The following is a 26,815-nucleotide window of genomic DNA, read 5'->3' as shown; positions in this document are numbered from 1 at the left end:
CTACAACGGGCGATAGACCCGATAGTTAATGTGGGGAAAGATATTATCAATGGCTTCCACCTTTTCTAACCAACCCGCATCAATTTTTTGTGCCTTGATGTCATCGTAGAGCTTGTGGAAGCGCATCAGGTGGCTACGGGTGCGGCGAACTGCATAGGGCACCATGGTTCCTGTGCGCATGATAAAGGCCCAGTCTGAGGATTGAGCCAAGAGCAATTCCCGTGCCGCTTGGTTGAGGGCACGCCAACTCAGTTCATCCCACGGCTCCCCCTTGGCCAGTTCAATCATCCGTTCAGCGGCCTTATGGAGGTGGGGGTAAATCCAAGCATTGGTGTCATTGAGCCAGTATTCATGGAAGCCCTTGTAGCCCCAACTCGACTGGGAGGGACGGCACACCTGCTGGGTGGGATGGGCACGTAGATAGTCTGCCAAGTGGGTCATGGCAAAGGTGTCTTGGTCAAACCAAACTTTGCGGAAAAGAAAGTCCAAAAACCAAGGCCCTTCGTACCACCAGTGACCATAGAGTTCGGCATCGTAGGGAGAGACCACAATCGGCGGGCGCTGCATCAAGTGGTAGAGGTAGCGAATTTGGTTCTCGCGGTTAAACATGAAGTTGGCCGCGTGTTCGGCGGCTTTTTCCCGTGCCCAGTAGGGGTCATAGAGCTGCTTATCTCCTAAGCCAAGGCCACGACCGGTAATTTTGTGGTACTTAATCCCCGTATTTTTGCGTTGGCCATTGGGCATGATGTAGGGCTTGATGTATTCGTAGTCTGCTTCCCAACCCAAGTCTTTGTAGAATTCGCGGTATTCAGGGGCACCCGGATAACCCACCTCCGACGACCACACCTGCTGCGAGGATTCGTGATCACGGCCAAAGGCAGCGACCCCCGTTTCGGTAAAAATGGGCGCATAGGTGCCAAAACGTGGCCGGGGACGAGCATAGAGAATACCGTGGCCATCGGTAATGAAATAGCGCAACCCAGCATCGGCTAGCATTCGCTCCAGCCCTTCGTAGTAGGCGCACTCTGGCAGCCAGATGCCCTTGGGTGGCCGGCCAAAGGTTTGCTCATAGTGCTCACAGGCCACTTGCAGTTGTGCCCACACCGCTTGGGGATACATTTTCATCAGGGGCAGGTAGCCGTGGGTAGCACCACAGGTAATGATTTCAAGGTTATTGGTGTCTTGAAACTGCTTGAAGGCCTTGACGAGGTCGCGATCGTAGTTTTCCCACGTTTGCCGCACGTTGTTGAATTCTTGGGCATAGTGCTCAGCAAGGTAGCGGATGTGGCCGTTGTAGGTATTGCGCTCTACCTCTAGCTCCGCCAGTTCCTCCAGTTTTGCCAAGTGCTGATCGTAGCGTTCCTGAAGTAGCGGATCTCGCAGCATTGAGATTAACGGCGGCGTCATACTCATCGTGATTTTGAAGTCCACGCCGTCACGCTTCAGCCCCTCAAACATTCGGATCAGGGGCACGTAGGTTTCAGTAATGGCCTCAAAGAGCCACTCTTCCTCTAGGACGTAGTCGCTCTCAGGGTGGCGGACGAAGGGGAGGTGAGCATGCAAAACCAGCGCTAAATAACCAATTGCCATAGGAAATTTGCCTATTGATGTATTTGGGACAACGGCAGGGGATCAATGAGATCATTTGAGTTTCCCCCATCTTAGGCGAAATAGCCAAATCTGCAACGGGTAATTTTTATCTTTTCTTCAGATTTATTGTTTGGATGATGGGATAGTGCTTCGGGCCCTTTTCTGAAATTAGGTAGAGGAAAGCAAATCCTTTCCTGCACTGGCTTTCACGGCTTTGAGCGTGTGCGATCTTTGTGAAAAGGGCGGTAGGGTTGCCAACCCACGCCTTGAAATTTCGGTTCTTGGGGCGGGTGGAGAATCTCGACGAGAATTTCAAGGGAATCCACTAAGCGCGGGCCGGGGCGGTTGAAATAGGCATTGCCATCAACAATATACAGTTGACCTGTTTGCAGGGCACGCAGTTGCTGCCACTGGGGATAGGTTTGCACGGCTTGATTAAGTTCTTGACGGGTGCGTTCGAGTTGACATCCTCCTCGGCCTAAAGGCGCGAGGATTCCCAGTCTGCCAGCATTAAGCTGACTCCTGACGGGTAGGCGGACAAGCAACTGCCTCCACGGAGGTCTTACACTGCTTAGCGTCCGCCCATTCAGGTCGGCATAGTCCTGCCGCCTCAATATTTTTGCTAGCATTCTCATCTCTATCGTGTTCAGCCCCACAGTTTAGGCAAACTACAGACCGAATCGAGAGGTCTAACTTACCCCATCGATACCCACAACAAGAGCAGACCTGAGAAGTTGGCTCCCATCGGTTGATGGTTCTCACTTCCCGCCCTGCAATCATCTTGCCCTTGGCCTCACACATCGTTCTGATTTGCCGCCAGCCCGCTCGATGAATCGCTCTTGCCAGCCGCCGATTTTTCATCATGCCAGAGACATTTAAGTCTTCCAGCACTACCACGCTGTTGTCTCGAACTAAACGAGTTGCCAGCTTTTGGTTGAAGTCCTTGCGTATATGACGCTGTTTGGACTCAATACGAGCAATCGCAATCCGCAACCGTTCGTACCGCTTTGAGCTTTTTACTGCTCTGGCAAGTTTGCGCTTCCCTTTACGGAGTTTGCGGTCTAACGCACTGGTGTCGGGCGCTTTCACCTTTTCACCCGTGCTCAATGTGGCGAGCGTTTCCAATCCCAAATCCACGCCGACCCCTTGGTTCTTAGGTTCGATGTGAACAGGTTCAACCTCAACCACAAAGCTGAGAAAATATCGTCCAGCGCAGTCTTTGATGACTGTCACAGAACTCGGTTCAGCGGGCAGCGGTCTAGACCACTTGATTTTGACTTCACCCATCTTGGCGAGGTAAACCTTCTTCCCCTTGATTGCAAAACCGCCTCTCGTGAACCGCGCGGACTGCTCGTTGGTTTTCTTCTTGAAGCGAGGGAATCCAACCTGCCTCCCTTTCCGAGACTCAAAGAAGTTCTTCAAGGCGGCTGCTAGGTCTCGGATCGACTGCTGCAAGGGAATGTTGCTAACTTCTGACAGCCATTTCCGCCCCTCCAGCTTCTTGGCCTGAGTGATACAGAGCTTCTGCAATTCAGTATTGCTTGGCCACTTCTCGCCCTTTGGGATTGATTTGATTAACGCCAGTGCATCATTCCAGACGACACGACAACAACCGAACAGCCGGGCAAGTTTGGCCTGTTGCCCTAGAGTTGGGTAGATTCTGTACTGGTATCGGACTTTCACTGGGGTTGGTAGAATTGGTCTGTGCTCATATTATACTTGGCCTAGCATCTATGACAATAAGTTTTAGGCGGGAAAGGCACAGCGTTACAGACTTAAGGGCTCACTTGGTCTGTGTAACCAAGGATGGAAAACATGTGTTTTCTGCTGAAGAGCTTGTGCTCATAGAAGAAGTCTTCCGGCACGTTGCAAAGCAGATGAATTTCGAGATCTTGGAAATCAGCGGGGAGTCTGATCACATCCACGCCTTGATTGAGTATCCACCAAAGTTGTCTATATCAAAAATCGTGAATGCCCTAAAAGGGGTTTCCAGTAGACGGTATGGACAGGCTGGATACAAAAAGCCTCACGGCAAAGCTGCCCTATGGAGTCCCAGTTACTTTGCCGTGTCGGTTGGCGGTGCCCCTATCAAGGTGCTGATTGAGTACATGAGAAATCAAAAAAAGCCGTCCTTGTAGACCGTTAGGTCGTGCGTAGCAGGACGGGGCTTGCATCCCAATGTTTTTGGTCAAAGCCGCAGGGCATGACAATGATTACCTCTGAGTCGATCGCCAGCAGTGTTGACCACTCAATGTAGGGGGAATGTTTTCCTGCTGTACCGAGGACATTTTCACCCCCCGCGAGGGCAATCAATTCCGGTACCCAATTGCCACTGGCCATGAGGGGGTCAATCCATTCAATGGTTACGACTTGCCGCCGCGGGCGATCGCTCACCCATGCTTGACAGGCATGAATTCTGGTGTGTAGCGAATTCAGTAGGGGGTCGGGAGAGACACCGAGGGCAAGACCCACCCGCCGAATATCCTGCCAGACATCCTCAAGGCAATGGGGTTGGAGGGAAATTAACTGCGGTGGTGGCTCAAAGAGTCTGGCGATCGCCCGCTGGACTTCTGCAAAGGTTACCGCACAAACATCGCACTGATCTTGGGTAATGATGTGGGTGGGTTTTAGTGTTTGCAAAGTGCCCAGTTCCAAGTCATAAATGCCCAATGCGGATCGCAGGAGGCCTTGAACCGCCCGATCAATCGCTAAGCTCGACTGCTGTGCATCTAACCTTGGCCGTGTACAAACAGGTAATGCCTTGACCTCTGGCGGATAGTCGCATTCATGGCTGCGCCCCACAAGAAACGGTGTCAATCCTAGGGCAGCAATAATTTCTGTGGCACTCGGTAGGAGCGAAACAAGGCGCCCTTTGGGGCCGATGCCAGGAGCCAGAATTGAACTGGCGACACGAGGATTTTCAGTCCTCTGCTCTACCAACTGAGCTATCCCGGCCTGAAAGTGCTTCATAATTCTAGCAAGCGTCTAGGGGCTATGACAAGTCTCTTAGACGATCATCTTGACGAGGAGTAGCGTCATTCATGGGTTTGACTGTGACTAAGGATTGTTGAGAGGGGATTGACCGGATTGACAAAAACACAAGCCCTCAAAACTACGGTAATCTTATAGAGAAACTAGAGTATTGCTGGCAGTGCTATGGGCATCACCATTGAAAATGTTTCTAAGTCCTTTGGCTCCTTTCAAGCGGTCAGGCAGGTGGATTTGGATATTGCCAGTGGCTCTTTGGTGGCGCTGTTGGGGCCTTCAGGGTCTGGTAAATCCACACTGCTGCGGCTGATTGCGGGTCTAGAGATGCCCGATACTGGCCGGATTCTGCTCACGGGCAAGGATGCCACGTATCAAAGTGTGCAGGAGCGCAATATCGGTTTTGTCTTTCAGCACTATGCCCTCTTTAAGCACATGACGGTGCGCCAAAATATCGCCTTTGGTCTAGAGTTGCGCAAGGTGCCCCGCGCCAAGATTAAAGCCCGTGTTGAGGAATTGCTAGAGTTGGTGCAGCTATCGGGTTTGGGCGATCGCTATCCCTCCCAGTTATCGGGGGGACAACGTCAGCGAGTAGCCCTTGCCCGTGCCCTTGCCGTCGAACCGAAGGTGCTGTTACTGGATGAACCCTTTGGTGCCCTCGATGCCAAGGTGCGCAAGGAACTGCGAGCATGGCTGCGCCACCTCCACGATGATGTCCATGTGACAACGGTCTTCGTGACCCACGACCAAGAGGAAGCCATGGAAGTGGCGGATCAAATTGTCGTCATGAACAAAGGCCAAGTGGAGCAGGTGGGTACCCCCGCGGAAATTTACGACCATCCCGCCAGCCCCTTCGTCATGAGCTTTATTGGTCCTGTGAACGTCTTGCGCTCCCGCGTCTTTCAGCCAACCGAAGACAATGCCCCCCACTGCGATATTTTTCTACGCCCCCGCGACATCATTATTGAAACCAGTCCTAATGGCAATACGGTCTCAGCTCGCATCCACCGTATTATTCACCTCGGCTGGGAAATTCAGGTGGAACTGCGCCTCGATGATGGGCAGGAATTGATGGCTCACCTATCGCGGGAGCGATTTGATGAACTGCGCCTTGAACCCCAACAACAGGTCTTTATTAAGCCAAGGGAGGCAAAGTCTTTTCCCCTCTACTACAGCATTTAGGCAGGAAAAAAATCCGCTTATCCCTTGAACAAAGCAAGCCAAACTTGCTATGCTAACAAAGCGATGCAATGGGGTGTCGCCAAGCGGTAAGGCAGCGGGTTTTGGTCCCGCCATTCGGGGGTTCGAATCCTCCCGCCCCAGTTCGTTTTTTGTGAATTATGGGACAACTTCTTCCTCGCCTTCTGGCCTTAGATTTTGATGGCGTGCTCTGCAATGGCCTACGGGAATATTTCCAAACCAGTTGGCGGGTCTATCAGCAGGTGTGGCCTGACCAGACGATTGCGCTTTCCCTTGAAACCCTCGAGCATCAATTTGGCCAACTGCGGCCTGTGATTACGGTGGGTTGGGAGATGCCACTGCTGCTGCGGGCAATTGTTGAAGGTACCCCTACTCCAGAGATTCTCCAAGACTGGCCAACGGTGCGCGATCGCCTACTTGCCAAATATCATCTCACTGCTGCGGATTTGGGACAGCGGGTGGATAGCCTACGCGATCGCTGGATTCAAACCGATTGGCCAAGCTGGTTAGCGCTCCATGACTTTTATGACGGTGTCATAGCTGCTCTGCAACGCTGGCAGGCTCAGGGGCAACCCCTAGCGATTGTCACCACCAAGGAACAGCGTTTTGTCACCTATTTGCTGGAGCAAGCGGGCGTTTCCTTTCCCCCTGAGGCCATTTATGGCAAAGAGCAGCAGCAGCCCAAGCCCGTGATTCTTCAAGCCCTCCAGTCCACCTATGGCGCCCCTCTGTGGTTTGTCGAAGATCGCCTTGGAGCGCTTTTACAGGTCGCAGCCACACCAGCGCTAGGGGCAACAGAACTCTTCTTGGCCACATGGGGCTATACCACTGCGGGCGATCGCGCCCAAGCCGAGGCAGATCCACGCATCCATCTCCTCAACCTAAAACAATTTTGTGAATTTCCCCACTGGCTTTCCCCCTAACCCCTTGTCTTTGCAGGGGGTTTTCTCTATACTGAAAAAGCTGCGAAACAGCGCGGGTCGCTAGCTCAGCGGTAGAGCACTCGGCTTTTAACCGATTGGTCTTGGGTTCGAATCCCAGGCGACCCATTCAGGTTAACTATCCAGTAGGCGGCGGAGTTCTGCCATATCGTCATCAATAGATTTACTCTGAGGCGACGAACTGGTGCGTGGCGTGTCCTGCACTTCTGGCGTAGAAACGTTGATGTTGATATTCAACTGACTGGTGCTAGGGGAACTCTGGGGGAGCGTCCCCGCAGAGGGGGCATCGGGCAACAAACCCATCTGCCGCTTCATTTCCAGCAGTTCAAATTCCACATCCTGTTTGCTGGCACTGCTTTGGAGCGCTTGGAATTTACTTTCGAGCGTATCGCCACTCAGCTCAGCGATCGCTTGTGAGCGGGCTTCCATTTGCAAAACTTTATCTTCCATGCGTTCAAATGCGGCCATCGCATTGGAGGTGCCCACCTTGCTGACGGCCTGATGAATTTGCTCAGAGGCCTTGGCTGCCCGGGCACGTGCCTTGAGCATTTCCTTCTTCGTTTTCGCCTCCGAAATTTTGCTTTCAAGAGCCGTCAAGTTGTCCTTGAGGGTTTTCACCTGCACCGCCATTTGATCCACTTGGGCTTTAAGGGCAGCGGCGGTATCTGCTGCTGTTTTCTTGCGATTTAGGGCTTCGAGAGCAAGCGCTTCATCCCCCTTATTGAGGGCAAGCCGTGCCCGCTCTTCCCACTGCTGGGCATCCTTAAGATTTTGGGTGTACTGTTGTTCGAGTCGTTTTTGGGCGGCAATGGCCTGAGCAACCGCTTGGCGTAACTTCACCAAGTCGGCATTCATATCAATAATCGTTTGCTCAAGAATTTTTTCTGGATCTTCGGCAGCACTGACTAGGGCATTGAGGTTAGAGCGAATCACCATGCCCACACGATCAAGTAAACCCATGCTTTGCCTCGTCAATAACTCGCTAACTCTACTCTAGCGCATGCCTTTTACATCCCCATGATGCAGTAGCCGGAGTCAACATAAAGAATTTGCCCCGTAATCCCACTGGCAAGATCACTGGCCAGAAAGGCTGCTGCAGTGCCCACCTCCGTTTGCGTGACAGTACGCCGTAGGGGGGCTGTGGCTTCCACATGGTGAATCATATCGAGAATCCCCCCCACCGCCGAAGAGGCCAACGTACGAATCGGACCTGCGGAGATACCATTGACACGAATATTCTGAGGCCCTAGTTCTGCCGCTAGGTAGCGCACATTCATTTCTAGGGCTGCCTTGGCAATGCCCATGACATTGTAGTTCGGCACAACCCGCACACCCCCCAAATAGGTGAGGGTAATGATTGACCCGCCGTTGGTCATCAATGGTTTAGCGGCACGGCTAAGGGAAATGAGGGAGTAGGCACTGATGTCGAGAGCGAGATTAAATCCTTCAAGGGAAACGGCTGAAAAGTCACCACTGAGATCTTCTTTTTGGGCAAAGGCCAAGCAGTGAATCAAAATATCTAGGCCACCCCATGTGGATTGAATCGCCGCAAAGGCCTCGTCAATTAGTTGAGGTTGCTGCACCTCAAGGGGCAAGAGAAGTTTGGGGGTCAGGGGTGCAGTGAGTTCCTCGACCTTTTGCTTCAGCTTCCCCCGCTCGTCGGGAAGGTACGTCACTGCTAGTTCGGCACCCGCTGCATGGAGCTGTTGGGCAATCCCCCAAGCAATCGAGCGGTTATTAGCAATACCTGTGACAAGGGCGCGTTTTCCCGATAGGTCTAGGAGCATAGGTACAGAGGGTGTGAAAGATCTAACCCTCTGATCGTACCAGAGGGGCTGCTGCCTTTAGCGCCAGCGCAGGACTTGGGTTTTCAGGGGGTTGACAAATGCTCGTCCCTCTTGGGTGGCTTTCTCATACTCGCGCTTGAGCTGGTAGTACCATTTGGCTTGGTTATCTGCCTCTTTAATGAGCGTCAAGGGTGGCTTGTACTTTAGGCCTTCGCTTTGCTTGGCAATAATGCGTAAATCTTGGTTGAGAAACTCGCGAGCGAGGGGAGCGAGAAACGGCTTGAGGGGCGCTAGCCACGGAAACGTCCAGTAATAGGTGGCGGTGAGTTCGGTTTCCCGATCATTAATCGGGGTGAGGGTAATCAGAAAGCAAAAGGTGTGGCGATCGCTATAGTTGGTTTCGATGCGAATTCCCGGCAGCCGATAGATAATTTCCACCTCTGGATGGCCGCCTAGAATATGGTGTGCCCACGACTTGCGCAGTAGGGGATGCCGCCGCATTGTAAAGCCATAGGGCGACGGATCAAAGGTTTTTGCCTTCTCAAAGAGCTTGCCCCGCTTGCGCCACCACCACGCCCCATGGACAAAGGGCGCATGGGAGGGATCCATAAAGTTAATAAACACCTGATCTAGATGTCCCGGAAAGATGAACCTTTGCACTGCTTGCGGTTGTGTGTCAGCACTGAATCCGGGAACTAGCGGCACCTCTATGGTCGGTTCACTCGTGTCACGCTCGTTGGCCGGGAAAAAAATCCAGAGATTGCCCTGCACCTCGCGCACAGGATAGCTGAACACGCCAAAGTGCTTCAAATCCACATCACTATCACTGGTGAGGGAGGGAATCAGGGTACAGTGGCCATGGGCATTGAAGCGCCAACCATGGTAGGGACACTCTACCTCTTCCCCATCAAAACGACCGTAATGCAGGGGAATGCCACGGTGGGGGCAGAGATTGCGCAGAGCAAAGGGCTTGCCCGCGGTGGTACGACAAAATAGGATGGGTTCCCCTAGGAGAACCTTCGCTTGACACTGACCCGGTTTGAGGTCAGCGGATGGTAGGCCGTAGTACCAGATGTTGCGCAGAAAGTTACTGCCCTCATGGAGCGAAAATACCGTGCTACTGGAAGTCATGGCGCAATCCTACCAGATGCTGGGCAGAAAATGAAAAGGAAACAAAGGGGACATTTATCGCCGGATCTAGCGATCGCCCCCGAATCAGGTTTCAATATACCTTTTCTTGACTTTAGGTAGCGGCAGTTAAATCAGTAACATACCGCAGCAAGATTCCCTTCTGACCAATGATGAACCCTTGATCGGGGCTAAAGAAGAGAATTTTATAAAAGTTCGAGGGAACGTTTTTCACGTCCACATCCTGCTGCCACGTTTGCCCGCCATCTTGGCTACACAGCAGTACGCCAGCACCTCCTGCCAGCCACACTTCATTGGGGGTTCGATAGGCCAGATCGAGGAAGCCAACACTATTGCGGCGTAAAGGACTGCGCAGTTCTCCCCAGTTCTCAGAGTTCTCTGGATCAGAGAAGGCGATTTTGCCGCCATTGACAATCATCCAGAGGCGACCATCAGGAGTAAACCCCATATTGTGGACACGGCGCGAGGTCGTGCGGTTGTGGGGTTGCCAAGCAGTTTGTCCCGGCTGCCACGTGGAATAAAAGCTTCCCCGCGAGGAGACAGCCACATACTCCCCATAGGCGGAACGGTTAAGGTTGCGCATGACCCCAATGGCTTCTTGAACTAACGCCTGCCAGTTTCTGCCACCATCTTGGGTACGATAAATGGCTCCCACATCGGTCATCATTTCCGCAGAGCCGCTGCCAAGTGCTTTCACAAAGCGAGGCGCACCCGGTAGTTTGGGATCGAGGGGAATTTGGTTCCAAGATTGGCCACCATCGGTCGTGTGAAGTAGAATTGGCGGCTCACCAACAATCCAACCCTCATTGCCCTGGAAGCTAATGCTGTTAAAGCGATAGTCAGGATTATCTAAAACCAGCGTACGTGGCTCCCACGTTTGACCACCATCGCGAGTTTCCATCAACGTAGCGTTGGCACCCACCAACCAACCATGATTGCGATCAATAAAGCTGATGTCGAGAATCGTTGAGGTTGTTGGCAGTTGGATGGCTTCCCAAGGGTTGTAATCTAGCGCTGGAATGGCGAGGGCAGAGAAGCTAATGCCCACCCAGAGGATAGCCATAACCAGTAGCCAGTGGAGGAACTTGAATCCTTTCATTTTTTGCCGAAAACTATCAATTTGTTTAGCGAACATTATAGAAACTCAGTAGAAAAAGAACGGCAAGGGCAAGACCACCAAAAATGAGGATGTTCTTTTGGCCGGGGGTGAGGCGATTCACACCGAAACCATAGTTGAGATTTTCCTTAAAGCCGGAGGGAGATCCCACCGGTCCAATGTTGCTAAATTGCTTTTTGGGGGCACTGCACACCGGACACCGCCAGTTCAGGGGAAGATCAGCAAAAGCAGTTCCCGGCGGAATCGAGCGATTTTCGTCTCCCTTTGCGGGTTCGTAGATGTAGCCGCAGGCACGGCACTCAAACCGATCTAAGGGCGCAACATCAGGGGTTTCGGCGGTCATACCTCAGAAATTTTTAAGATTTGCGACATACATCTTAATACTACGGGATTTAGGGGCGTTTCTTGTGACGAAGACGGGGGAGTTTTCAGGACAATACTGCGAAACTCTAAGACATGTAACGAAAGATCAGACCTTTGCAACATAAATATAAAGAAAAGATTAGGGAAGCCGCCCCTGCCAAGAAGTGATGCCATGATAGGGGTATTCAATTGAGGTCAGCCCATATAGACCTTAACCTTAAATCTCCTTTAATATTCTGTAGAATGCTGGCTTCCTTTCTCTACTACTAAGGGGAGCTGGCATTTTACTTTTAGAGGTAGAATAGGGCACTGCGCTTTCTATACGTTGCCTGTGACCGCACCATTCTGTTGGCGCTATCCACCCCTGCAGCAGGGAATTCTCTGTCGCCGCTATCAGCGATTTTTTGCAGATATTGAGTTGGTCTCTGGCGATCGCATCACGGCTCACTGCCCGAATACGGGACCCATGACAGGAATTTGCCAAGTGGGTGCCCCTGTCCAAGTCTCCTACCATGCTGACCCTAAACGCAAGCTGGCCTATACGTGGGAGATGATTTTTGTTGATGGCACGTGGGTAGGGGTAAATACGAGTCTGCCGAATCGGGTGATTGCTTCGGCATTGGCAGCAGGCATCCTACCGGAACTGACTGGGTACGGCACTCAGCAGCGAGAGGTGGCCTATGGTCAAGAGCGCAGCCGCATTGACTTTTACTTGACAGATCATCCCCAACAGCCCCCTGCCTATGTTGAGGTGAAAAATACCACTTGGGCGCAAGGGGGCTTAGCTCTGTTTCCTGATACGGTGACCACGCGAGGCCAAAAGCATCTGCGGGAACTGCAATGGCTGCGGCAAACCCAGCCAGACACTCGTGTGTGTATGCTCTATTTCATCAATCGCGGCGATTGCGATCGCTTTGCGCCGGGGGACAGTGCCGATCCCACCTATGGACAGCTCTTACGCGCCGCCTACAACCAAGGAGTAGAAATTTTGCCCTATCGTTTTGCCATTGAGCCAACAGGCATTCAGTTTTTGGGAACGGCCAAGCTGGTGCTCTAGGACACTTGACTGAGTTCAATCAGGTTGCCATCGGGATCCGCGACAAAGATTGCGGCTCGTCCTGAGGCACTGCGCTGCAAGGGAATTTGGGCTGCGGCTAGGCGTTGCTCGACACTAGCTAAATCAGTTACGCCAAGGGCAAAGTGGGGATTACGTCCCCACCGCTGATCTTGACAGGGATCGACCACCTGCTCCGCTGGGATAAGATGAATTTGCACCGTGCCGATTTGATACCAGCGGCCGGGAAATTTCAGGGGACGGTCAACAGGGGTAAGGCCGAGCAACCCTTCATAGAAGGCCGCAGCTCGCTCTAGATCCGTGACGTTAATGGCAACATGGAGAAAGACCATCAGGAATTGGCGGGTTGCGTCACTCCTAAGCGAATTTCTGAGCAGAAGGAGGCCATACTAAAGCCACCAAAGCGCTTGAGAATACTGGTGCGCAGGCGTAGATTGGGGCTGGCAAACCAAAGGCGCTCTTCGGAGTACATGGTTTCGTATTCGGTAATCAAGGTCAGGGCACCATCACTCCCCATACTGAAGCGACCGGCAACCGGTGCTTTTTCAGCATAGCCCATCTCCCGCAGGAGCTTGCCTTCCATCCGCGATCCCTGATCTATGATCGGCACTAGTACCGTTGAGCCTTCGTGCTTCTCGCTGTCCCATTCCATCGTCCCGTCCCAGCTAACGCGGGCACCGCAGACTGCCCAAGCGGGATCTACGTCGTATTGCTGACACAGGGCAATAACCGCAGGATCATCCACAGACAGTAATTCAATGGTTAACTGAGACTTGCCTGACTCAGTTTGCTTAAAGGCCAAGTGATGACTGGTACGTTGGGAAAACCAGCGGCCAGCACTTTGGGCAAAAAAATCGCGGATGTCCATACCTGCGCACACTGTGTAATGGGGACAAGATCGGTATTTTTGAGTCTTTTTTTAGGGTACACCGTCTCTTCGATTCCTTCCAAACGATCGCGCTGAGGAAACAGGGCAAACGCATACTCAGGGAGTAGCAAAGAGGCAAGCGAGGCAGGCATCGTCCTATCCCGCTCAATCATCTGCTGGGCAATCTGCTCTGGTATGGGTTTGCCCTAGCTCAGTTGCACGTTCCAGAGGCGGGAGGTTTCGAGGCGATCCAGCCACGTTTCGTAGAATGCCTGATTGGCGGCTTGCTCTTGGGGGGCAGTGGTCGTCCAAGGATAGGGGGCAAGGGCGGTGATTGCCGCTGTGGTGACGCAAAACATTGATTTTTGGAAGGTTTGGCAAATTTTCACGCGCAGATCGTCTTCACCTCGGCCTTGGCGACGATAGAACTCTAAAAGATAGGGAGGGAGATAGTGGCGCATATCCTGCATGAGCAGCGTGGGAGGAATGCCGGCAGCACCCGTGGGAATGGGATCGGCAAAGAGAGCACCATAGCCAAACTCCGCTTGATCGCGGGAAATTTGCTGGGCTTGGGCATTAAAGGAAATGAGGCCAAAGAAGGGTGTACCCCGCACAAACACAGCTTCAACATAGGGAATGGCTGTGTCCGCTAAAAAGGTGAGACCCGCGCTAGGAGGGAGAATATCGTAGGTTTGGCCGTCAATTGTGACGCTATAGGTAATCGGGCGATCGGCAGCGGCAATCAAACCCGCCCGAATGTGATCCACAACATCGGGAATGCTATGAATTTCACCCGCATCGTAGCGATCGCTCAAGGTGAGAAAGATGGGATACATCACCGTCCAAAACTGCCCCAAGCCACTGTAGTAGCAGAGCATCCGCACCGTTTCGAGCAAGAACTCTGGAAACAGATAGTTCAGAAGTTGCATGAAGGGATTGCCCCGTAGCTTGGCGGCGATCGCCTTGCCCGCCAGTTGGCGAAATTCTGCCGAATCAAGGAAGGCATCAAGACCACCACCCCCATGCCACATCATGGCTCGCATACAGTATTCGGCATATTCGTAGTTAATGCGGTCGTGCCACCAGTGGCGCAGCAGCTTGGGAATGGTAATCTCGCCGTTGAAGTATTTGAAAAAGGGAAAGAGAACAAGAAACTGCCGCTCACTAATATCGCAGAGATTTTCCGCATAGGCCTTGAGCACCACCCCATAGCTTTTGAGGATGCCCACCACTTCCATCACATGGGTTGGTGTATCCGGTAACAGGGCTTGACCGTGGAGCAACCGCTCTAGGATGGCGGTACGCAGTTCTTGATGCAGGGAGGTTGGAGCAGCAGTAATCAGGGTCATGGTACGGGCAGCGTAGCAACAGCAGTGGTAAGAAGGCTAACAGTGGTTTCACTCCAATGGATCAGCCAGTTGGGAACAATCCCTAAGATTAAGATTAGCGTGGCCAAGAGCAGGCTCGGCAGGCGATCGCCCCAAGCAACGGGCGGCAGATCCGTCAATTCATTGGGCAGACGACCAAAAAAGACGCGGTTCACCAGCAAGAGAAAATACACTGCCGTTAAGCCCGTCCCCACCATACACAGAAGTGTTTGCACTGGGAATGTGAGGAAACTACTGCGAAAGATCAGGAACTCCGCCACAAAGCCGACCATGCCGGGAATCCCACCGCTGGCCATGACACCGACAATCATCAGACTGCCAATCAGGGGCAACCCCCGCTCAGGGTTCAGCAAGCCCCTTAGCACCTCAATGTTGCGACTGCCGGTTTTTTCATAGACAACCCCCACTAGCAAAAAGAGGAGGGCGGAAATTAACCCGTGGCTCATCATTTGGGCAATGGCGGCCAGAATGCTCAAGGGGGTAGCAGTGGCGGTGGCCAAGAGAACAAACCCCATGTGCCCAATGGAACTGTAGGCCACCATTTTTTTCATATCAGTTTGGGCGATCGCCATCAGGGAACCATAGAGCACACTGACCACCGCCCAAGTGGCTAGCCCCGGTGCCAAAACTTGCCATGCCTGCGGGAATAACTGCACCCCAAAGCGTACTAGCCCATAGGTACCCAGTTTCAGGAGTACCCCCGCTAGCAGCACAGAAATCGGCGTTGAGGCTTCGACGTGGGCATCGGGTAGCCAAGTATGGAAGGGCACGAGGGGAATTTTGATGCCAAACCCCACCAAAATCAGCCCTAGCAAAACAAGTTGTGAACTCAGGGGCAAGAGGGTGGATAACTGGGGGTCAAAGTCAAAGGAGGGAGCATGGGCAAACCACACTAGGCCTAGGAAGCCAGCGAGGAGCAGCACACCGGAAATGGCCGTGTAAATTAAAAACTTGGTGGCCGCATAACTGCGCCGTGCCCCACCCCAAATAGCAATCAAAAGATAGAGGGGAATCAGCTCCAACTCATAGAAGAGGAAAAAGAGCAGCAAATTATCGGCCAAAAAGGCGCCACTGACACCCGCATTCAACAGCAGTACCAGCGGGTAATACAACCGAGGACGGGGCAGATTGACAGAAGTGGCCAACAGGGCAATCAGCGTCAGGAAGTTATTTAAGACCAATAGCGGCAGCGATAGGCCATCCACACTCAGGCGATAGCTCAAGCCCAATGGCTCTAGCCAAGGAATCACCTCGGTTAATTGCGGTGCTGCATTGCCGGGGTCAAATAGACGGGCGATCGCAAGACTGACCACAAGGGCGATCGCCATCACCACAGCGGCTAAACTGCGGTAGGTGCGCCCCAAACTCTCAGCGGGCAACAGGCTGAGGGCAAGGGCACCCAGCAAGGGCACCCAGAGGAGAAAACTCAACAGCGGCATTACAGTAGTAGCCATGCGATCGCCCCCCCAAGAATCGCCACACCAATAAACACCAGCAGCAAATAGGCTTGGGACTGACCGCTGGCACTATACTTGAGCAATTCACCCCCCACAAGGGACGCCACACCCGTTGTATTTACAATCCGATCCACAATGTGGCGATCCACCCAAGCGCTCAACTGCGAGAGCGATCGCACCGCCCAGACTACGGTATAGCGATACAGTTCCTCAATGTAGAGATCGTAGGCTAAGAAATCTTGGACAAAGCGCAAGGGCACCTTGATCGGACGAGTCCACTGGCGCTTGAGGGTGACAAAGCCACCAAGGAGAATGCCCACCACTCCCGACACCACAAGGAGCGCCACAATTGTCCAATCGATGGTCTCTGGTAACAACTGCACCCGCTGCAAGATAAAGGGCACCAGCACATTCAAAATACTCAAGGTCACCATCGGTACTGCTAGCGGCCAAGGCACTTCAGGGGCACGACGGGTCTTGGGTTGGGCAGAGCCTAGGAAGACCAAGCGAAAGACACGGGTCAGGTTAACCGCTGTCAGGACATTGACCACCAAAATCAGACCCACCAGCCAAGGCATCGCTTGCCAGTAGTAGTCAATGCCGCGATAAAACGACCAAAAGGCACCTAGGGGAAGACAGCCAATCAGGGATAGACCACCGATGACAAAGGCTGAACTTGTGGCCGGCATCCGTCCACCTAACCCCCCCAATTCCGTCAAATCTTGACAGTTGGTAGTCATAATCACACTGCCAATACTCATGAACAGCAGTGCCTTGGCGATCGCGTGGGTCAGTAATACAAACAGGGCAAAATCCGTCCAGTTCGTGCCGACGCCAATAAACACCAGCCCTAGATAAACACTGGTCGAGTGGGACAATGCCCGCTTAATGTCAATTTGAGCAATAGATACAAGGGATTCACTGATGGCTGTGACTGCTCCAATCAGGATCAAGGCAATGTTGGCTCCCGGGCAGGCCACCAGAATCGGCTGTAGCTTGATGAGGATATAGGCACCCGCAGCCACCACCACCGAGTTGCGCATAATCGAAGCGGGGTTGGGGCCTTCCATGGCTTCATCGAGCCAGAGGTGCAAAGGCACTTGGGCACATTTCCCAGTCGGTCCTGCAATTAAGGCCAGTCCTAGCAAAAAGCCCCACCCTTGGGGTAAGTGGGCTTCCTCAGCCCAGGCATACAGATCTGGAAAATCGTAGCTGCCAGCAAGGCTACCCACCGCCACCACACCCATCAGGAGTAAAATGTCACCTACCCGTTTGGTGAGAAAGGCATCCCGTGCCGCTTTGACCACTAGGGGCTGAGCATACCAAAAGCCAATCAGCAAATAGGTGGAGAGGGTGAGCATCTCCAATAGCCCATAGCTTAGGAGCAGGGAGTTACTAATGGCAATGCCACTGAGAGCCGCCTCAAAAAAGCCCATCAAGGCAAAGAATCGCGCCATGCCCCAGTCCTTTTCGAGATAACCAAGGGCAAAAATCTGCGCCAAGATACTCAGACCAGTCACCAACTCCATGGCACCCGTGGTGACACTATTGATCAACAGTGAAAACGAGAGATCAAGTCCCGGTGCTTGCAGCCAATGCCAAACAATCGTTGCGGTGGCGCCACTGCGAGTTTGTTGCAATAGAAAAAAGCCATGAACAAAAGCAACAACTGTCATCAAGAGGTTGAAATAGGCTGCGGGTCGAGGCCCCGTGCGCCGCACATAACCGGTGGCCCAAGGCAACGTTAGGGCTGCACCCACTAAGCCGTAACAGGGCACCCACCAACTAGTTTCTAAGAGTGAATTTGGCATGGTAAAAGCTGGCTCTTGGCGTTTTAGAAATTTGCAATAAAGCTCTCTTGGTGTATTTTACAGGTTGGCGTTCCGCAGCAGTTTTGAGCCAAATCAATCATGGGGCAAGGGTTTACTCTAGGGAAAGTTGATCAACGGCGGAGATCGCGCCTCCTCGGCGTTGTCCTCACGGTGACGCTTTTTCCCACCCTACCCACCCAAGGACAAACCATTGGCCAGCGGGGGATGGTAACGGCAGCTCAACCCGCAGCAGCACAAGTCGGAAGAGACATCCTCAAGGGAGGGGGGAATGCTGTGGATGCAGCCGTGGCAACCGCATTCATGATCTCGGTGGTCGAACCCTATGCCGCTGGGATTGGGGGCGGGGGCTTTGCCCTTGTGTATCACGCCCCATCCCAAACCATGCGTGCCCTTGATTTTCGGGAGCGGGCACCCCTACAAGCGACACCAACGATGTATCTCAATGAGAAGGGGGAGGTGATTCCCCGCGCCAGTTTGGATGGCGTTTTGGCCGCAGGCACCCCCGGCACCGTTGCTGGCTTAGCTGCTTTGCACAAACGCTATGGTCAACTCCCTTGGTCTCAGGTGGTGACACGCGCGATTCAGGCGGCTCAGCAGGGATTTGCCGTTACCCGCCGTTATCAGCAGTGGGCAACAATGCGCCAATCCGTTCTTCAGCAGGATGCTACCGCCGCACGCATTTTCCTCAGGGATGGTCAAGTTCCCCCCTTAGGCACGGTGATTCAACAGCCGGCGTTGGCAAAAACCCTAGGGGCGATCGCCCGTGATCCCAGAAGTTTTTATGAGGGTTGGATTGCCAGAGCGATCGCCGACTTTATGGCGCAGCAAGGGGGCAAAATCACCCAAGAGGATTTACAAAGCTATACTCCCCTTTGGCGGGAGCCAATCTGTGGCACCTACCGTGTGTTTCAGGTTTGTTCAATGCCGCCTCCGTCGTCTGGTGGCGTGGCCCTTGTGCAAATGCTCAATCTCTGGCAACTGCTCCCCCCTGCGCCTACGCCGATGGATCGCGGTCACTATCTAGCCAGCGTGATGCAAATTGCCTATGCCGATCGCGCCCGTTACCTAGGGGATAGTGACTTTGTACCTGTGCCTGTGGCTGCACTCACCAGTCGTCGTTATGCCCAACAGCGGGTAAGGGAAATTCTCCCCCGGCGTGCGCGTCCCCAAAGCGCTGTGAGTGCTGCAACCCCGATCCAGCTTGCCGAGGCTGACAATACCAGTCACCTGAATGTGGTGGATGCCCAAGGAAATGCTGTTAGCCTGACATTTACGATCAATGGCCCCTTTGGTGCGGGTGTGGTTGTGCCGCAAACAGGGATTCTCCTGAACAATGAGATGGATGATTTTGCCATTGCCCCCAATCAACCCAACCTCTTTGGTGTCGTCGGTATTCCAGCGGACAACGCCCCCTTAGCCAATGGCATTGAACCCGGCAAGCGTCCCCTTTCCAGCATGAGTCCGACCATTGTCCTAAAGGATAATCGCCTCAGTATGGTTTTAGGCTCCCCCGGCGGCAGTCGAATTATTACCACCGTACTGCAACTATTTTTGAACGTCGTTGATTTAGGGCAGGATGCCGCCACCGCCGTTGCCCGTCCCCGCATTCATCAGCAGTGGGCACCGGATATCCTCTTTGTCGAACCAACGGTTCCCAGTTCTTGGATCAACACATGGCAGCAGTGGGGCTATCGGGTAGAACAAACCCGCCCTTGGGGAAATGCCAGCCTCATTCGCGTTTTGGATCATGGACAATTGGAAGGAGCCGCCGATCCTCGCGGGGAAGGTGCAGCCATGGGTTGGTAGAGGGGGAGTATGGCACAGGTGAGTATGGCCGCTTTAGTGGCTGCAGTGCGCACGGGCAATTGGTTGATTAGTTTTCCCACCGATACGGTTCCCGCCTTGGCCAGTCGTTGCGATCGCGGGGAATTGATCTACACTGCCAAGGAGCGCCAACCCGATAAACCGTTGATCCTCATGGGTGCTCATCCTGAGCAACTCTGGCCGTTTGTGCGCGGTAGTGCCGCTGAATGGGAGCAGTGGTCTGCAATGGCGGCTCAGTATTGGCCGGGCGCTGTCACCTTTGTTTTACCTGCTGCCGAATTGCCCCCCGGCTTGAATCCCCTCGGCACAGGCACGATTGGCCTACGGGTTCCTGACTGGCTGCCTGCGCAAGCTCTTCTCGAGCAAACAGGACCGTTGGCCACCACCAGTATTAACCGTTCGGGTCAGCCGCCGCTAATTGAATTGGGGGCGATCGCCCGCGAGTTTCCCCAAGTGCTGACGCTCCACCCGTGGCAGTTACCCCCTAGCCCACCGCAACCCTCAACCGTAGTCCAATGGCAAGCAGGGAGTTGGCAAGTGCTACGCCAAGGACGGGTACACATTCTCTAATACTGAGAATCAATTTCTCCAGAGGCAACTCGCTCTAGAATCTCTTGGAGAATTTTTTCTTCTTCTTCAGAAATTTGGCCATCGGAAAGCACTGCGTCAATAATTTGGCCATGTTCCTCGAGAGTGAGAATTTTATCTTCTAGGGCTTTTTCCACTAGAGCTTTAAGCTGGGCTGTATCCATCGTGGGGACTCCTATGGCATTAATTGCTAATCTAGCCGCTAAAGACCTTTAACGTCACTAGCAACCTAGGCGCCTAGAAGCGAGCACCGATACCAATCCGTGCTAGGGGGTAACCTGCGCTAGAAAAACTAGCTCCTGCATCAATAATGACAGGCCCAACTTGATGCGCCATTGCAACTCCTGCTGCACTGTACCCGCCATAGGTAGCAAACCCAACATTGAAAGTTGTTTGACCAGAGCGAGCAGGCACGATTGGCATTAAGGCAGCAGCTGAGGCAATTCCAGCAAAAGCTTCTCCCCGTAGTTGATTGATTTGAGCATCAGTGTAAGCATTTGCTGCTCCAAGAGCAATGGCTCCCATACCATCAACATAGGCTTTGTTCACTGCATCTGTTGGATTGATTGGGGCAGCTACATTTGTAATCCGCCGTTCTGCTCCGGGGGCGCCCACAGAAACAGTGTTGGGAGCAGTTGTTACAGAGCCAGCGCCAATTGCCACACTGTTGGGATGTATTGCACTTGCGCTTGAACCGATGGCGATCGCATTGGCGTTACTGGCGCTTGCAGCATTACCAAGGGCAATTGCATTATTACCATTAGTACTAGAATTATTACCAAGGGCGATCGCGTTGGAACCAACAGGGTTTGCAGCCAGAAGTGTTGAAAGATAGTTTAAGAGGCTAGAAAAAAGGGAAGAAATGTCGTATTCTTCCCTCAAAAGAAGAAAAATTAATCAGCTTACTATGGCATCTTTTTCAGTTCTTGTCAAGTCTATTCTCAAGCAGCTCAGCCCTTGCGACTACCCCGTCCTCAACTCTCAATTGTTCTTCAAAATCTGGTTGACCTACATTCTCGACCAAGGATTAACCAGCATGAGAGCCTTATTTTATCGCTTGAATCATTCGGGGATTACAGTGGATATGTCCACGTTTTCCAAGGCGAACAAAACTCGAACAACCACCTTATTTGAGAGGATTTACACTCATCTCATGTCTCAAGCTCGCAAGAGACATCGTTGTTCAAGTCTGATGCTGTTTCCTATTGATTCAACCGTCATTACCCTGACGAGTAAGCTCTTTTGGTTCTACAAATACCATCAAGTGAAGTTAATTACAGGATTTGATTTAACAGAGAACATCCTGGGTAAGGCAGTAGTCTCTTTTGGGGAGAGACATGACCTAAGCTTTCAAGACGAGATTTTAGAAATGATCCCTGAGAATGCCGTTGCCATCATGGATAGAGGGTTTGCGAGTTGGAGATTTTTAGAGCGGCTGAGTGAGAGGAAGTGTTTATTTGTTGTGCGTATCAAGAATAACATGAGAATGAAGCTCAATCATGAGAGATACCGAGTGGTTCAATTTTTTGATGAGCATGGAACAGAGTTTCGTATTGCGACGAATCTAATGCATCTAAGTGATGAGGAAGTGAGTGAGCTGTATCGGCATCGGTGGGGGATTGAGAACTTATGGAAGTTTCTAAAGATGCATTTATCATTAGACAAGCTGATTACGAAGAGTTTGAATGGGGTGATAAATCAGATTTATATGGTTTTGATTGGGTACTTAATTTTAGAGCTAATGGAGATACCTGAATACTTTGGCAGGAAGCTATTAGACAAATTGCGATATTTGCAACTGGAACTGAGTCGCCGCTGCTCGATAGTGCATTGGAGCTTTGATTGGCAGCCAGAGCTACTTGTCACTTAGGATGTTAAGTTTTGTTGCAGAATTCAACACTTCTGGGTTTGCAGCATTACCAAGGGCAATGTTACCGCAAGTCACAGTCGAACCCGTAATAGAGCAAATTCCTGTCGCAAACAATTGATTAATAAGTGCAGAAAGCTGACTACCATTGATTGCATCCGTACTCGTTGGAGAAATAATTCCATCAGCAACGTTAACAACTTTGCGCTCTTGTCCTGGTGCTCCTACAGATACGGTATTTGGCTGATTTGCTAGTGAATTGGCACCAATTGCAACACTATTGCTAGCAGTCACTCCAGCCCCTTGACCAATGGCAATGCCGTTTGCAGCTCCAGCAGTGACGGTGGCAGATGACCCAAGGGCAATGCTGTCATCGGGGGTCGCAATACTGTTGTTGCCAATGGCGGTGCTCCTTGCCCCTTGGGCTTGGCTACCTGACCCCATGGCGGTGCTATTCACACCATTCGCCTGCGTGTTCCGACCAATGGCAATGCCGTTTGCAGCTCCAGCAGCGACGGTGGCAGATGACCCAAGGGCAATGCTGTCATCGGGGGTCGCAATACTGTTGTTGCCAATGGCGGTGCTCCTTGTCCCTTGAGCTTGGCTACCTGACCCCATGGCGGTGCTACTCACACCATTCGCCTGTGTGTTCCGACCAATAGCAATGCCGTTTGCAGCTCCAGCAGCGACGGTGGCAGATGACCCAAGGGCAATGCTGTCATCGGGGGTCGCAATACTGTTGTTGCCAATGGCGGTGCTCCTTGCCCCTTGGGCTTGGCTACCTGACCCCATGGCGGTGCTACTCACACCATTCGCCTGCGTGTTCCGACCAATGGCAATGCCGTTTGCAGCTCCAGCAGCGACGGTGGCAGATGACCCAAGGGCAATGCTGTCATCGGGGGTCGCAATACTGTTGTTGCCAATGGCGGTGCTCCTTGCCCCTTGGGCTTGGCTACCTGACCCCATGGCGGTGCTACTCACACCATTCGCCTGCGTGTTCCGACCAATGGCAATGCCGTTTGCAGCTCCAGCAGTGACGGTGGCAGATGACCCAAGGGCAATGCTGTCATCGGGGGTCGCAATACTGTTGTTGCCAATGGCGGTGCTCCTTGCCCCTTGGGCTTGGCTACCTGACCCCATGGCGGTGCTATTCACACCATTCGCCTGCGTGTTCCGACCAATGGCAATGCCGTTTGCAGCTCCAGCCGTGACGGCGGCAGATGACCCAAGGGCAATGCTGTCATCGGGGGTCGCAATACTGTTGTTGCCAATGGCGGTGCTCCTTGCCCCTTGGGCTTGGCTACCTGATCCCATGGCGGTGCTATTCACACCATTCGCCTGCGTGTTCCGACCAATGGCAATGCCGTTTGCAGCTCCAGCAGCGACGGTGGCAGATGACCCAAGGGCAATGCTGTCATCGGGAGTCGCAATACTGTTGTTGCCAATGGCGGTGCTCCTTGCCCCTTGGGCTTGGCTACCTGACCCCATGGCGGTGCTATTCACACCATTCGCCTGCGTGTTCCGACCAATGGCAATGCCGTTTGCAGCTCCAGCAGTGACGGTGGCAGATGACCCAAGGGCAATGCTGTCATCGGGGGTCGCAATACTGTTGTTGCCAATGGCGGTGCTCCTTGCCCCTTGGGCTTGGCTACCTGATCCCATGGCGGTGCTATTCACACCATTCGCCTGCGTGTTCCGACCAATAGCAATGCCGTTTGCAGCTCCAGCAGTGACGGTGGCAGATGACCCAAGGGCAATGCTGTCATCGGGGGTCGCAATACTGTTGTTGCCAATGGCGGTGCTCCTTGCCCCTTGGGCTTGGCTACCTGATCCCATGGCGGTGCTACTCACACCATTCGCCTGTGTGTTCCGACCAATAGCAATGCCGTTTGCAGCTCCAGCAGCGACGGTGGCAGATGACCCAAGGGCAATGCTGTCATCGGGGGTCGCAATACTGTTGTTGCCAATGGCGGTGCTCCTTGCCCCTTGGGCTTGGCTACCTGACCCCATGGCGGTGCTATTCACACCATTCGCCTGCGTGTTCCGACCAATGGCAATGCCGTTTGCAGCTCCAGCAGCGACGGTGGCAGATGACCCAAGGGCAATGCTGTCATCGGGGGTCGCAATACTGTTGTTGCCAATGGCGGTGCTCCTTGCCCCTTGAGCTTGGCTACCTGACCCCATGGCGGTGCTACTCACACCATTCGCCTGTGTGTTCCGACCAATAGCAATGCCGTTTGCAGCTCCAGCAGCGACGGTGGCAGATGACCCAAGGGCAATGCTGTCATCGGGGGTCGCAATACTGTTGTTGCCAATGGCGGTGCTCCTTGCCCCTTGGGCTTGGCTACCTGATCCCATGGCGGTGCTATTCACACCATTCGCCTGTGTGTTCCGACCAATGGCAATGCCGTTTGCAGCTCCAGCAGTGACGGTGGCAGATGACCCAAGGGCAATGCTGTCATCGGGGGTCGCAATACTGTTGTTGCCAATGGCGGTGCTCCTTGCCCCTTGGGCTTGGCTACCTGATCCCATGGCGGTGCTATTCACACCATTCGCCTGCGTGTTCCGACCAATGGCAATGCCGTTTGCAGCTCCAGCAGCGACGGTGGCAGATGACCCAAGGGCAATGCTGTCATCGGGGGTCGCAATACTGTTGTTGCCAATGGCGGTGCTCCTTGCCCCTTGGGCTTGGCTACCTGATCCCATGGCGGTGCTACTCACACCATTCGCCTGTGTGTTCCGACCAATGGCAATGCCGTTTGCAGCTCCAGCAGTGACGGTGGCAGATGACCCAAGGGCAATGCTGTCATCGGGGGTCGCAATACTGTTGTTGCCAATGGCGGTGCTCCTTGCCCCTTGGGCTTGGCTACCTGACCCCATGGCGGTGCTATTCACACCATTCGCCTGCGTGTTCCGACCAATGGCAATGCCGTTTGCAGCTCCAGCAGCGACGGTGGCAGATGACCCAAGGGCAATGCTGTCATCGGGGGTCGCAATACTGTTGTTGCCAATGGCGGTGCTCCTTGTCCCTTGAGCTTGGCTACCTGACCCCATGGCGGTGCTACTCACACCATTCGCCTGTGTGTTCCGACCAATAGCAATGCCGTTTGCAGCTCCAGCAGCGACGGTGGCAGATGACCCAAGGGCAATGCTGTCATCGGGGGTCGCAATACTGTTGTTGCCAATGGCGGTGCTCCTTGCCCCTTGGGCTTGGCTACCTGACCCCATGGCGGTGCTATTCACACCATTCGCCTGCGTGTTCCGACCAATGGCAATGCCGTTTGCAGCTCCAGCCGTGACGGCGGCAGATGACCCAAGGGCAATGCTGTCATCGGGGGTCGCAATACTGTTGTTGCCAATGGCGGTGCTCCTTGCCCCTTGGGCTTGGCTACCTGACCCCATGGCGGTGCTACTCACACCATTCGCCTGCGTGTTCCGACCAATGGCAATGCCGTTTGCAGCTCCAGCAGCGACGGTGGCAGATGACCCAAGGGCAATGCTGTCATCGGGGGTCGCAATACTGTTGTTGCCAATGGCGGTGCTCCTTGCCCCTTGGGCTTGGCTACCTGACCCCATGGCGGTGCTACTCACACCATTCGCCTGCGTGTTCCGACCAATGGCAATGCCGTTTGCAGCTCCAGCAGCGACGGTGGCAGATGACCCAAGGGCAATGCTGTCATCGGGGGTCGCAATACTGTTGTTGCCAATGGCGGTGCTCCTTGCCCCTTGGGCTTGGCTACCTGACCCCATGGCGGTGCTGTCATCACCTAATGCTCGGTTTTGGAAACCGACAGCAGTGCTGCGCTGACCTGGAGTAAGGTAGCTTCCGTCATAGTTATTTTGCATGCCAAGAGCAGTAGCATTGTCCGAATTCGCTGAATTTTGCATGCCTACCGTCGTACTGTTTGCCCCTTGAGCTTGGTTGGCAAACCCCATGGCGGTGCTGTTATCGCCCTGTGCAGTATTTACAAAGCCGACGGCCGTACTATTTGCCCCTTGAGCTTGGTTGGCAAACCCCAGGGCAGCGCTGTTATCGCCCTGTGCCGTATTCGCAAAACCGACGGCCGTACTATTTATCCTTTGAGCTTGGTTGACAAACCCCAGGGCAGTGCTGTTATCGCCCTGTGCAACGTTTACGAAGCCGACGGCGGTACTATTTACCCCTTGAGCTTGGTTGGCAAACCCCACGGCAGTGCTGTTATCGCCCTGTACAGTATTGACAAACCCCATAGCAGTGCTGTTAGTAGCCTGAGCCTGGTTCTGCATGCCCACCGCTGTACTGTTATCAGCCTGAGCCCGGTTCTGCATGCCTATGGCTGTGCTGTTAACATTTCGAGCTTGGTTTTGCATACCTATGGCAGTATTGTTTTCACCTTCTGCTCGGTTTTGCATGCCTACAGCCGTGTTGTTGCTGCCAGTACTGACAGCAGTTCCATCAGCGACATTATTGAAACCCACAGCAGTGTTGTTATTTCTAGCAGCGTTAGGAAAAGCACCAATCCCTGAGGGTACGCCAGTTGTGCCAACTGTATTCTGTGCGCCTAAAGCAGTGTTATTGTTCCCTCGGTCTTGAGCGGTACTAGGGTCTGGATCGGAACCTCCAAGACCAATTGTGTTGTTAGAACCAAAAGCATGATTTTGGGCGTTAACCCCGTTAATTGTGTTGTTATCACCAACAGCGGTGTTTTGAGTATTCATGTTTTGAATCTCATTATCACTGCCAATTGCATGGTTCGCAGGAGGATTAAGAGTAGCAGGAGTATTTACTGTGTTTCTAATACCAA

At 53.2% G+C, this 26,815-nt stretch carries 24 protein-coding genes and 3 tRNA genes; 9 read left to right on the top strand and 18 right to left on the bottom strand.

What is annotated here, in order from left to right; genetic code table 11:
* From NBE99_RS05940 to NBE99_RS05930, 3 genes are all read right to left on the bottom strand, one after another.
* Complete coding sequence (locus NBE99_RS05940; RefSeq protein WP_250683554.1) at window positions 1–1,590, bottom strand: glycoside hydrolase family 57 protein; 1,590 nt, start codon at window positions 1,588–1,590, stop codon at window positions 1–3.
* Window positions 1,591–1,796: 206 nt separating this feature from the next.
* Window positions 1,797–2,018: a hypothetical protein gene (locus tag NBE99_RS05935; RefSeq protein WP_250683553.1), complete on the bottom strand. Its 222-nt coding sequence runs from the start codon at window positions 2,016–2,018 to the stop codon at window positions 1,797–1,799.
* Window positions 2,019–2,100: 82 nt separating this feature from the next.
* Window positions 2,101–3,273, bottom strand: coding sequence for a transposase (locus NBE99_RS05930; protein ID WP_250683552.1), 1,173 nt, complete (start codon window positions 3,271–3,273; stop codon window positions 2,101–2,103).
* 50 nt (window positions 3,274–3,323) lie between these two features.
* On the opposite strand from NBE99_RS05930, the gene tnpA reads away from it, so the two are divergent.
* A complete protein-coding gene (gene tnpA, locus NBE99_RS05925) occupies window positions 3,324–3,728 on the top strand; it encodes an IS200/IS605 family transposase (protein WP_250683551.1) in 405 nt (134 codons plus the stop codon).
* 4 nt (window positions 3,729–3,732) lie between these two features.
* Here tnpA and NBE99_RS05920 read toward each other — a convergent pair whose 3' ends face one another.
* Window positions 3,733–4,407, bottom strand: a complete 675-nt coding sequence (locus tag NBE99_RS05920) for a hypothetical protein (RefSeq protein WP_250683550.1) — start codon at window positions 4,405–4,407, stop codon at window positions 3,733–3,735.
* 65 nt (window positions 4,408–4,472) lie between these two features.
* Window positions 4,473–4,545: transfer RNA gene (locus NBE99_RS05915), tRNA-Phe, on the bottom strand.
* A 201-nt stretch (window positions 4,546–4,746) separates the two neighbouring features.
* Between NBE99_RS05915 and NBE99_RS05910 the strand changes: the two genes are divergently transcribed.
* The 4 genes from NBE99_RS05910 to NBE99_RS05895 all read left to right on the top strand — a co-directional run bounded on the left by NBE99_RS05910 (window position 4,747) and on the right by NBE99_RS05895 (window position 6,824).
* Complete coding sequence (locus tag NBE99_RS05910) at window positions 4,747–5,757, top strand: sulfate/molybdate ABC transporter ATP-binding protein (protein ID WP_250683549.1); 1,011 nt, start codon at window positions 4,747–4,749, stop codon at window positions 5,755–5,757.
* Window positions 5,758–5,826: 69 nt separating this feature from the next.
* Window positions 5,827–5,898 (top strand) — tRNA-Gln (locus tag NBE99_RS05905).
* Window positions 5,899–5,915: 17 nt separating this feature from the next.
* A complete protein-coding gene (locus NBE99_RS05900) occupies window positions 5,916–6,698 on the top strand; it encodes an HAD family hydrolase (RefSeq protein ID WP_250683548.1) in 783 nt (260 codons plus the stop codon).
* Window positions 6,699–6,752: 54 nt separating this feature from the next.
* Window positions 6,753–6,824, top strand: a tRNA-Lys gene (locus NBE99_RS05895).
* 6 nt (window positions 6,825–6,830) lie between these two features.
* On the opposite strand, the gene NBE99_RS05890 is transcribed toward NBE99_RS05895, so the two are convergent.
* From NBE99_RS05890 to NBE99_RS05870, 5 genes are all read right to left on the bottom strand, one after another.
* Window positions 6,831–7,676, bottom strand: coding sequence for a PspA/IM30 family protein (locus NBE99_RS05890; RefSeq protein ID WP_250683547.1), 846 nt, complete (start codon window positions 7,674–7,676; stop codon window positions 6,831–6,833).
* Between the two features lie 47 nt (window positions 7,677–7,723).
* Complete coding sequence (fabI, locus tag NBE99_RS05885; protein WP_250683546.1) at window positions 7,724–8,503, bottom strand: enoyl-ACP reductase FabI; 780 nt, start codon at window positions 8,501–8,503, stop codon at window positions 7,724–7,726.
* 57 nt (window positions 8,504–8,560) lie between these two features.
* Window positions 8,561–9,634 (bottom strand): aromatic ring-hydroxylating dioxygenase subunit alpha, encoded by a 1,074-nt coding sequence (locus NBE99_RS05880; RefSeq protein WP_250683545.1) that lies wholly within the window; start codon window positions 9,632–9,634, stop codon window positions 8,561–8,563.
* Window positions 9,635–9,746: 112 nt separating this feature from the next.
* Window positions 9,747–10,715, bottom strand: a complete 969-nt coding sequence (locus NBE99_RS05875; protein WP_250683544.1) for a photosynthesis system II assembly factor Ycf48 — start codon at window positions 10,713–10,715, stop codon at window positions 9,747–9,749.
* Between the two features lie 61 nt (window positions 10,716–10,776).
* Entirely contained in the window at window positions 10,777–11,112 is a 336-nt protein-coding gene (locus tag NBE99_RS05870; protein WP_011057533.1) for a rubredoxin, read from the bottom strand.
* A 351-nt stretch (window positions 11,113–11,463) separates the two neighbouring features.
* Here NBE99_RS05870 and sfsA point away from each other — a divergent pair, with 351 nt between their 5' ends.
* Window positions 11,464–12,189, top strand: coding sequence for a DNA/RNA nuclease SfsA (sfsA, locus tag NBE99_RS05865; RefSeq protein ID WP_250683543.1), 726 nt, complete (start codon window positions 11,464–11,466; stop codon window positions 12,187–12,189).
* On the opposite strand, the gene NBE99_RS05860 is transcribed toward sfsA, so the two are convergent.
* The 5 genes from NBE99_RS05860 to NBE99_RS05840 form a co-directional block, all read right to left on the bottom strand.
* Window positions 12,186–12,539: a VOC family protein gene (locus NBE99_RS05860; RefSeq protein ID WP_250683542.1), complete on the bottom strand. Its 354-nt coding sequence runs from the start codon at window positions 12,537–12,539 to the stop codon at window positions 12,186–12,188. The two genes, sfsA and NBE99_RS05860, sit on opposite strands and share 4 nt — an antisense overlap.
* Window positions 12,539–13,075, bottom strand: a complete 537-nt coding sequence (locus tag NBE99_RS05855) for a phycobiliprotein lyase (RefSeq protein ID WP_250683541.1) — start codon at window positions 13,073–13,075, stop codon at window positions 12,539–12,541. The genes NBE99_RS05860 and NBE99_RS05855 overlap by 1 nt, the downstream gene beginning before the upstream one ends.
* Window positions 13,076–13,281: 206 nt before the next feature.
* Window positions 13,282–14,424 carry a CO2 hydration protein gene (locus NBE99_RS05850; RefSeq protein ID WP_250683540.1) on the bottom strand — a complete coding sequence of 381 codons (1,143 nt, stop codon included), beginning with the start codon at window positions 14,422–14,424 and terminating at the stop codon, window positions 13,282–13,284.
* On the bottom strand, window positions 14,421–15,917 hold the full coding sequence (locus NBE99_RS05845) for an NADH-quinone oxidoreductase subunit M (RefSeq protein ID WP_250683539.1): 1,497 nt from the start codon (window positions 15,915–15,917) through the stop codon (window positions 14,421–14,423). The genes NBE99_RS05850 and NBE99_RS05845 overlap by 4 nt, the downstream gene beginning before the upstream one ends.
* Window positions 15,902–17,731: an NAD(P)H-quinone oxidoreductase subunit F gene (locus NBE99_RS05840; protein WP_250683538.1), complete on the bottom strand. Its 1,830-nt coding sequence runs from the start codon at window positions 17,729–17,731 to the stop codon at window positions 15,902–15,904. Before NBE99_RS05840 ends, NBE99_RS05845 begins: the two co-directional genes overlap by 16 nt.
* A 99-nt stretch (window positions 17,732–17,830) precedes the next feature.
* On the opposite strand from NBE99_RS05840, the gene ggt reads away from it, so the two are divergent.
* Together ggt and NBE99_RS05830 are read left to right on the top strand one after the other, a co-directional pair.
* On the top strand, window positions 17,831–19,558 hold the full coding sequence (gene ggt, locus NBE99_RS05835; protein ID WP_250683537.1) for a gamma-glutamyltransferase: 1,728 nt from the start codon (window positions 17,831–17,833) through the stop codon (window positions 19,556–19,558).
* A gap of 9 nt (window positions 19,559–19,567) precedes the next feature.
* Window positions 19,568–20,146 (top strand): L-threonylcarbamoyladenylate synthase, encoded by a 579-nt coding sequence (locus NBE99_RS05830; protein WP_250683536.1) that lies wholly within the window; start codon window positions 19,568–19,570, stop codon window positions 20,144–20,146.
* On the opposite strand, the gene NBE99_RS05825 is transcribed toward NBE99_RS05830, so the two are convergent.
* Both NBE99_RS05825 and NBE99_RS05820 read right to left on the bottom strand, forming a co-directional pair.
* On the bottom strand, window positions 20,143–20,328 hold the full coding sequence (locus tag NBE99_RS05825) for a hypothetical protein (RefSeq protein WP_250683535.1): 186 nt from the start codon (window positions 20,326–20,328) through the stop codon (window positions 20,143–20,145). The two genes, NBE99_RS05830 and NBE99_RS05825, sit on opposite strands and share 4 nt — an antisense overlap.
* 73 nt (window positions 20,329–20,401) lie before the next feature.
* Entirely contained in the window at window positions 20,402–21,046 is a 645-nt protein-coding gene (locus NBE99_RS05820; protein ID WP_250683534.1) for a YadA C-terminal domain-containing protein, read from the bottom strand.
* A gap of 25 nt (window positions 21,047–21,071) precedes the next feature.
* Between NBE99_RS05820 and NBE99_RS05815 the strand changes: the two genes are divergently transcribed.
* Entirely contained in the window at window positions 21,072–22,034 is a 963-nt protein-coding gene (locus tag NBE99_RS05815; RefSeq protein ID WP_399371026.1) for a transposase, read from the top strand.
* Here the strand turns inward: NBE99_RS05815 and NBE99_RS05810 are convergent.
* Window positions 22,020–26,297, bottom strand: a complete 4,278-nt coding sequence (locus tag NBE99_RS05810) for an S-layer family protein (RefSeq protein ID WP_250683533.1) — start codon at window positions 26,295–26,297, stop codon at window positions 22,020–22,022. The two genes, NBE99_RS05815 and NBE99_RS05810, sit on opposite strands and share 15 nt — an antisense overlap.
* Between the last annotated feature and the right edge of the window lie 518 nt (window positions 26,298–26,815).

The organism is Thermosynechococcus sp. HN-54, assembly GCF_023650955.1.
Classification (GTDB): Bacteria; Cyanobacteriota; Cyanobacteriia; order Thermosynechococcales; family Thermosynechococcaceae; genus Thermosynechococcus.
Note: the sequence above shows the minus strand (reverse complement) of the source record. Positions and strands in the feature narration are given on the sequence as shown.

What these genes read in the sequence shown, in the direction of transcription:
- NBE99_RS05880 (WP_250683545.1), bottom strand. Translation starts at nt 9,634, where the DNA reads ATGACTTCCAGTAGCACGGTATTTTCGCTCCATGAGGGCAGTAACTTT.
- NBE99_RS05830 (WP_250683536.1), top strand. Translation starts at nt 19,568, where the DNA reads ATGGCACAGGTGAGTATGGCCGCTTTAGTGGCTGCAGTGCGCACGGGC.
- NBE99_RS05840 (WP_250683538.1), bottom strand. Translation starts at nt 17,731, where the DNA reads ATGCCAAATTCACTCTTAGAAACTAGTTGGTGGGTGCCCTGTTACGGC.
- fabI (WP_250683546.1), bottom strand. Translation starts at nt 8,503, where the DNA reads ATGCTCCTAGACCTATCGGGAAAACGCGCCCTTGTCACAGGTATTGCT.
- NBE99_RS05870 (WP_011057533.1), bottom strand. Translation starts at nt 11,112, where the DNA reads ATGACCGCCGAAACCCCTGATGTTGCGCCCTTAGATCGGTTTGAGTGC.
- NBE99_RS05845 (WP_250683539.1), bottom strand. Translation starts at nt 15,917, where the DNA reads ATGGCTACTACTGTAATGCCGCTGTTGAGTTTTCTCCTCTGGGTGCCC.
- NBE99_RS05940 (WP_250683554.1), bottom strand. Translation starts at nt 1,590, where the DNA reads ATGGCAATTGGTTATTTAGCGCTGGTTTTGCATGCTCACCTCCCCTTC.
- NBE99_RS05900 (WP_250683548.1), top strand. Translation starts at nt 5,916, where the DNA reads ATGGGACAACTTCTTCCTCGCCTTCTGGCCTTAGATTTTGATGGCGTG.
- NBE99_RS05890 (WP_250683547.1), bottom strand. Translation starts at nt 7,676, where the DNA reads ATGGGTTTACTTGATCGTGTGGGCATGGTGATTCGCTCTAACCTCAAT.
- NBE99_RS05910 (WP_250683549.1), top strand. Translation starts at nt 4,747, where the DNA reads ATGGGCATCACCATTGAAAATGTTTCTAAGTCCTTTGGCTCCTTTCAA.
- NBE99_RS05825 (WP_250683535.1), bottom strand. Translation starts at nt 20,328, where the DNA reads ATGGATACAGCCCAGCTTAAAGCTCTAGTGGAAAAAGCCCTAGAAGAT.
- NBE99_RS05855 (WP_250683541.1), bottom strand. Translation starts at nt 13,075, where the DNA reads ATGGACATCCGCGATTTTTTTGCCCAAAGTGCTGGCCGCTGGTTTTCC.
- NBE99_RS05875 (WP_250683544.1), bottom strand. Translation starts at nt 10,715, where the DNA reads ATGGCTATCCTCTGGGTGGGCATTAGCTTCTCTGCCCTCGCCATTCCA.
- NBE99_RS05850 (WP_250683540.1), bottom strand. Translation starts at nt 14,424, where the DNA reads ATGACCCTGATTACTGCTGCTCCAACCTCCCTGCATCAAGAACTGCGT.
- NBE99_RS05815 (WP_399371026.1), top strand. Translation starts at nt 21,072, where the DNA reads ATGGCATCTTTTTCAGTTCTTGTCAAGTCTATTCTCAAGCAGCTCAGC.
- NBE99_RS05860 (WP_250683542.1), bottom strand. Translation starts at nt 12,539, where the DNA reads ATGGTCTTTCTCCATGTTGCCATTAACGTCACGGATCTAGAGCGAGCT.
- ggt (WP_250683537.1), top strand. Translation starts at nt 17,831, where the DNA reads ATGGGGCAAGGGTTTACTCTAGGGAAAGTTGATCAACGGCGGAGATCG.
- NBE99_RS05810 (WP_250683533.1), bottom strand. Translation starts at nt 26,297, where the DNA reads ATGCAGAACCAGGCTCAGGCTACTAACAGCACTGCTATGGGGTTTGTC.
- tnpA (WP_250683551.1), top strand. Translation starts at nt 3,324, where the DNA reads ATGACAATAAGTTTTAGGCGGGAAAGGCACAGCGTTACAGACTTAAGG.